This window comes from Oceanivirga salmonicida, from assembly GCF_001517915.1.
Classification (GTDB): domain Bacteria; phylum Fusobacteriota; class Fusobacteriia; order Fusobacteriales; family Leptotrichiaceae; genus Oceanivirga; species Oceanivirga salmonicida.
In genome coordinates this window covers 1-6,038 of the sequence record NZ_LOQI01000080.1, presented here as the reverse complement: position 1 = coordinate 6,038, position 6,038 = coordinate 1, and the positions used below count along the sequence as shown (strand labels likewise).

The 6,038-nt window shown below is 31.2% G+C and carries 6 protein-coding genes, 1 tRNA gene and 1 rRNA gene; all 8 read left to right on the top strand.

The genetic code is table 11. The features are described 5' to 3' along the window. Window positions 1-28: 28 nt before the first annotated feature. Window positions 29-137, top strand: a 5S ribosomal RNA gene (rrf, locus tag AWT72_RS07700). Between the two features lie 8 nt (window positions 138-145). Further along, a tRNA-Asn gene (locus AWT72_RS07695) sits at window positions 146-222 on the top strand. Window positions 223-475: 253 nt separating this feature from the next. Further along, a complete protein-coding gene (locus AWT72_RS07690; RefSeq protein WP_067143274.1) occupies window positions 476-895 on the top strand; it encodes a hypothetical protein in 420 nt (139 codons plus the stop codon). Window positions 896-962: 67 nt separating this feature from the next. Further along, window positions 963-1,493 (top strand): hypothetical protein, encoded by a 531-nt coding sequence (locus AWT72_RS07685; RefSeq protein ID WP_067143272.1) that lies wholly within the window; start codon window positions 963-965, stop codon window positions 1,491-1,493. Window positions 1,494-1,868: 375 nt separating this feature from the next. Next, a complete protein-coding gene (gene rpsL, locus AWT72_RS07680; protein ID WP_067143270.1) occupies window positions 1,869-2,240 on the top strand; it encodes a 30S ribosomal protein S12 in 372 nt (123 codons plus the stop codon). A 24-nt stretch (window positions 2,241-2,264) separates the two neighbouring features. After that, entirely contained in the window at window positions 2,265-2,735 is a 471-nt protein-coding gene (gene rpsG / locus AWT72_RS07675; RefSeq protein WP_067143267.1) for a 30S ribosomal protein S7, read from the top strand. Window positions 2,736-2,748: 13 nt separating this feature from the next. After that, window positions 2,749-4,827: an elongation factor G gene (gene fusA, locus AWT72_RS07670; protein WP_067143264.1), complete on the top strand. Its 2,079-nt coding sequence runs from the start codon at window positions 2,749-2,751 to the stop codon at window positions 4,825-4,827. A gap of 15 nt (window positions 4,828-4,842) precedes the next feature. Continuing rightward, window positions 4,843-6,027, top strand: a complete 1,185-nt coding sequence (tuf, locus tag AWT72_RS07665; RefSeq protein ID WP_067143259.1) for an elongation factor Tu — start codon at window positions 4,843-4,845, stop codon at window positions 6,025-6,027. The last annotated feature ends 11 nt before the right edge of the window (window positions 6,028-6,038 follow it).

Here is a 6,038-nt window from a genome sequence, read left to right as displayed (position 1 = left end):
AGCCTAAGGACAAAAAAGTTAAGAAAAGCTTGGTGGACATAGCTATAGGGAAACACCTAGAAACATACCGAACCTAGAAGTTAAGCCTATATACGCCTAAGATACTCAGTAATGGGGAAAATCGGTATCTGCCAAGTTTAAAGGTGTCTTTGTAGCTCAGTTGGTTAGAGCATCTGGCTGTTAACCAGAGGGTCGTTGGTTCGAATCCAACCAAGGACGCCATTTTTTTTTTATTTTACAAATTTTTTAGATCATATATTTTGTATGATTTTTATAAATTGTTTATACAACTTTGTGATACATACTTATTACAGAAAGTAGGAAATTTTATAAAGAAATTTTTATTGTTTTTAATGCCTATAATGGCATTGCCTGGGTTAAGTTATTCAGCTAGACCTAATGTTAATTTAATTGCTAATACAGCATTTTATACTGATTTGGAGCTAGTGCAGGTATTGAAATATCACCAGAATGGGTGTTTAAAGTAAATGATAATATCGATGTTGGATTAGGACCAGTTTTTGGTGTAAATTCAAATATTGCTGGGAAATTAAATACACGAAGAGATGTTAAAAAAGTTTTTTCGACAGAATTAAGTTTAAATTTTGCGTTTAGATATGATATTTATATAAAGAAATATAATATGTATATAGGGAATGAAATTGGAGTCCCTTTAACTTTTACATATCAAAAAGGAATATATTATAATTATGACGAATCAGATTCTAATGGTAATTCAACAATTTATGCTCGTGATACACATAAATCAAAGAGACCAAGTTTAAATATGAAATTACATATAGGTGGATTAATAAGAGATGATTTAAAAATTGGAGGCTATATTAATATTTTAAATAAAGGTTTAGTTGGGCTAGAAATTATAAAGACATTTTAAAAATAGATAATAAATTTCTATATACATTTTAATTATGTGTATAGTTTTTTTAGTTAAGGGAGAAATAATGAAAAAAATAATAGTTTTAATGTATATGTTTTTGTCTATTAGTGCATTTTCTGAATGGAATATTAAGACAGGGTTTGATGTTTATGTTGACAGTATGAAAATTAATGAAAAACCTACAATGTCTAATGTAAATGGTATGGGATTTTCTATAGGAACTGAATATATTCCGTTTAGTATAGGAATTTCTGTAATAGGTTTAGAACTTGGTTTTGGGGCTGAGTATAATTATGGAATTACAGCATCATATTTTAAGATTGAAAAATTAAAAGAATTTATTCCTATTTATCTTGTAGGTAGAGTAAATTTATTTAAAAATAAGAATATTAATTTATTTGTATCAAGTAGATTTGGGGGAGTAGCTGTTAGAAAAAGTACAGAAACAAAGTTTAATGGTGGAGTTTACTATGGATTAGGTTTAGGCTTTGCTTATAAGTCGTTGATTACTGAATTTTTATATGATGGTGCTTATGTATCAACTACTAAAAGTTTTGATAATAAATTTGGAATTAAGGCAGGGTTTAGAATATAAAAAAATTTTAGTATATATTGTTAAATATTTAGTTAAAAGTCCTATATATAGTATAAAATAAATTAATTAAAAAAAACTATGATTATTATTTTAATAATTATGGATTTTTTTTTGTTAAAAAAGCATTGTTTTTGTTGACAAATGTATTAAAATAGTATACTATGTTTAGGTACAACGTTTGTCGTTGTCATGTTTTAGTATGTCAAAATTTATTGTCAGTAAGATATAATACCTTATTTTGTTGATTTTTGAAATATATTTGTTAGAACGTCAAATATATGGAAAAGTTAATAAGATTTGTTAAAAATTTTACTGGAACCCAACAATGAATATGATGTATATATCAATAAATAAAAAAAATCGGAAGGAGGAAATATGCCTACAATCAATCAATTAGTTAGATTTGGAAGAAAAACATCTGAAAAGAAAAAGAAATCACCAGCATTAAAGGCTAATCCACAAAAAAGAGGAGTTTGTGTAAGAGTATATACAACTACACCTAAGAAACCTAACTCAGCGTTAAGAAAGGTTGCCAGAGTAAAATTAGTTAACGGAATAGAAGTAACAGCATACATACCAGGAATAGGACATAATCTTCAAGAACACTCAATAGTATTACTAAGAGGGGGAAGAACTAAAGATTTACCAGGGGTAAGATATAAAGTGATAAGAGGTGCACTAGATACAGCAGGAGTTGTAAATAGAAAGCAAGGAAGATCAAGATACGGTACTAAGAGACCTAAATAAAATAAATAATTAGGAGGAGAACAAATGTCAAGAAGAAGACAAGCTGAAAAAAGAGATGTTTTACCTGATTCAAAGTTCAATGATAAAGTTGTAACTAAATTTATTAATGGTCTTATGTTAGATGGTAAAAAATCAATAGCAGAATCAATATTCTATAATGCATTAGAAGAAATTGAAAAAGAAATAAATGAACCAGGAATAGAAGTTTTCAGAAAAGCAATGGAAAATGTTAGACCACAACTAGAAGTAAGATCTAGAAGAATTGGTGGGGCTACATATCAAGTTCCTGTTGAAGTGAGAAAAGAAAGACAACAAGCCTTAGCAATTAGATGGTTAGTTAAGTATACTAGAGATAGAAAAGAATACGGAATGATTAATAAATTGAAAAAAGAATTAATCGCTGCATCTAAAGGTGAAGGTGGATCAGTTAAGAAAAAAGACGATACATATAAAATGGCAGAAGCAAATAGAGCATTTGCTCATTACAAATGGTAGTTAAGGGGGAATAATGGCAAGGAAAGTAGCTCTTAAAGATACTAGAAATATTGGAATAATGGCACATATAGATGCTGGTAAAACAACAACAACAGAAAGAATACTATTTTATACAGGTGTAAACCATAAAATAGGAGAAGTTCATGATGGAGCAGCAACTATGGACTGGATGGAACAAGAGCAAGAAAGAGGTATTACAATTACTTCTGCAGCAACTACATGTTTCTGGAAAGAACACAGAATAAATATTATAGATACACCAGGACACGTTGACTTTACAGTTGAAGTTGAAAGATCACTAAGAGTATTAGATGGTGCGGTTGCAGTATTCTCAGCAGTTGATGGAGTTCAACCACAATCTGAAACAGTTTGGAGACAGGCTGATAAATATAATGTACCAAGATTAGCATTCTTTAATAAGATGGATAGAACAGGTGCAAATTTTGATATGTGTGTTAGTGATATTAAAGAAAAACTTGGAGGTAATGGAGTACCAATTCAATTACCAATAGGAGCTGAAGATTATTTTGAAGGAATAATTGATTTAATAGAATTAAAAGAATATCTATTTAAAGATGAAACTATGGGTGCTGAATATGAAATAGCAGAAATTAGAGATTCTTTAAAAGAAAAAGCAGAAGAAGCTAGACATCATTTATTAGAATGTATAGTTGAAACTGATGAAGAACTAATGGATAAATTCTTTTCTGATGAAGAAATTACAGCAGAAGAATTAAAGAAAGCATTAAGAAAAGCAACTATAGAAGGAATAGTAGTTCCAGTAACATGTGGAACTGCATTCAAAAATAAGGGAATACAACCTTTATTAGATGCAATAATAAACTATATGCCATCACCAGTAGACATAAAAGCAGTTACAGGAGAAAATCCTAAAACTGGTAATGAAGAAAAAAGAAAACCTGCAGATGAAGAAAAATTCTCAGGCTTAGCATTTAAAATAGTTACAGATCCATTTGTTGGAAGATTAGCATTCTTTAGAGTGTATTCAGGAGTTTTAGAAAAAGGTTCTTATGTACTTAACTCAACTAAGGGTAAAAAAGAAAGAATGGGAAGATTACTTCAAATGCATGCTAATAAAAGAGAAGAAATTGATCAAGTTTATGCTGGAGATATAGCAGCAGTAGTTGGATTAAAAGATACTGGTACAGGAGATACTTTATGTGCTGAAGATGCACCTATAGTATTAGAAAATATGGAATTTCCAGAACCTGTTATATCAGTAGCAGTTGAACCAAAAACTAAAGCTGACCAAGAAAAAATGGGAACAGCATTAGCTAAGTTAGCAGAAGAAGATCCTACATTCGTAGTTATGTCTGACCAAGAAACTGGGCAAACAATAATTAAGGGTATGGGAGAATTACACTTAGAAATTATAGTAGATAGAATGAAAAGAGAATTTAAAGTTGAAGCTAATGTAGGTAAACCACAAGTTGCTTATAGAGAAACTATCATTGGAAATTCAGATGTTGAAGAAAAATACATTAAACAATCTGGTGGTAGAGGACAATACGGACATGTTAAAATTAAAGTAGAAGCAAATAAAGATAAAGGTTATGAATTTGTAAATCAAATTACAGGAGGGGTAATTCCAAGAGAATATATACCTGCTGTTGATAAAGGAATACAAGAAGCATTAGATTCAGGTGTTGTTGCAGGATATCCTGTACAAGACATTAAAGTTACTCTATATGATGGATCATACCATGATGTCGATTCATCAGAAATGGCATTTAAAATTGCTGGATCTATGGCTATTAAAAAGGGTCTAAGAGCAGCAAGCCCAATATTACTAGAACCAATATTCAAAGTTGAAGTTACAACTCCAGAAGAATATATGGGAGATGTTATAGGAGACTTAAATTCAAGAAGAGGACAAGTTTCTGGAATGAATGATAGAAACAACGCAAAAATAATAAATGCCCATGTACCATTATCTGAAATGTTTGGTTATGCAACAGATTTAAGATCAAAGACACAAGGTAGAGCATCTTATGCAATGGAATTTGAAAAATATGAACAAGTACCTAAGAATTTAGCAGAAAAAGTAATTGCTGAAAGACAAGGAAAATAATAGGAGGAGAATAAAATGGCAAAACAAAAATTTGACAGAAGTAAACCACACGTAAACGTGGGAACAATAGGACACGTAGATCACGGGAAAACAACAACAACAGCAGCGATCTCAAAAGTATTAGCAGCAAGAGGTCTAGCAGAAAAAGTAGACTTTGCAAATATAGATCAAGCCCCTGAAGAAAGAGAAAGAGGGATAACAATAAACACAGCTCATATAGAGTACTCATCAGAAACAAGACACTACGCACACGTAGACTGTCCAGGCCATGCTGACTATGTTAAAAACATGATAACAGGAGCAGCACAAATGGATGGAGCAATACTAGTAGTATCAGCAGCAGATGGACCAATGCCACAAACAAGAGAACATATCTTACTAGCAAGACAAGTAGGAGTACCTTACATAGTAGTATACTTAAATAAAGTAGATATGGTAGATGACGAAGAATTACTAGACTTAGTAGAAATGGAAGTAAGAGAATTATTAACTGAATATGGATTCCCAGGAGATGACATACCGGTAGTAAAAGGATCATCATTAAAAGCATTAGATGGAGATGCAAAAGCAGAAGAACAAATATTAGAATTAATCCAAGCAGTAGATGATTATATACCAACACCAGAAAGACCAGTAGATCAACCATTCTTGATGCCAATAGAAGACGTAATGACAATAACAGGAAGAGGAACAGTGGTAACAGGAAGAATAGAAAGAGGACTAGTTAAGGTTGGAGAAGAAGTATCAATAGTAGGAATAAAAGATACAGCTAAATCAATAGTAACAGGAATAGAAATGTTCAGAAAGTTATTAGATCAAGGACAAGCAGGAGACAACGTAGGAGCTTTATTAAGAGGAATAAAGAAAGAAGATGTTGAAAGAGGACAAGTATTAGCAAAACCAGGATCAATAACACCACATACAGACTTTAAAGGTGAAATCTATGTATTAACAAAAGAAGAAGGTGGAAGACATACACCATTCTTTACAGGATATAAACCACAATTCTACTTCAGAACGACAGATATAACAGGAGAAGTACATTTACCATCAGGAATAGAAATGGTAATGCCAGGAGATAACGTAGCAGTAGAAGTAGCATTAATTCACCCAATAGCAATGGAACCAGGATTAAGATTTGCTATAAGAGAAGGTGGAAGAACAGTAGCATCAGGAGTAGTTTCAGAAATCAAAAAATAAATAAACATTTA

What these genes read in the sequence shown, in the direction of transcription:
- AWT72_RS07685 (WP_067143272.1), top strand. Translation starts at nt 963, where the DNA reads ATGAAAAAAATAATAGTTTTAATGTATATGTTTTTGTCTATTAGTGCA.
- rpsL (WP_067143270.1), top strand. Translation starts at nt 1,869, where the DNA reads ATGCCTACAATCAATCAATTAGTTAGATTTGGAAGAAAAACATCTGAA.
- rpsG (WP_067143267.1), top strand. Translation starts at nt 2,265, where the DNA reads ATGTCAAGAAGAAGACAAGCTGAAAAAAGAGATGTTTTACCTGATTCA.
- fusA (WP_067143264.1), top strand. Translation starts at nt 2,749, where the DNA reads ATGGCAAGGAAAGTAGCTCTTAAAGATACTAGAAATATTGGAATAATG.
- tuf (WP_067143259.1), top strand. Translation starts at nt 4,843, where the DNA reads ATGGCAAAACAAAAATTTGACAGAAGTAAACCACACGTAAACGTGGGA.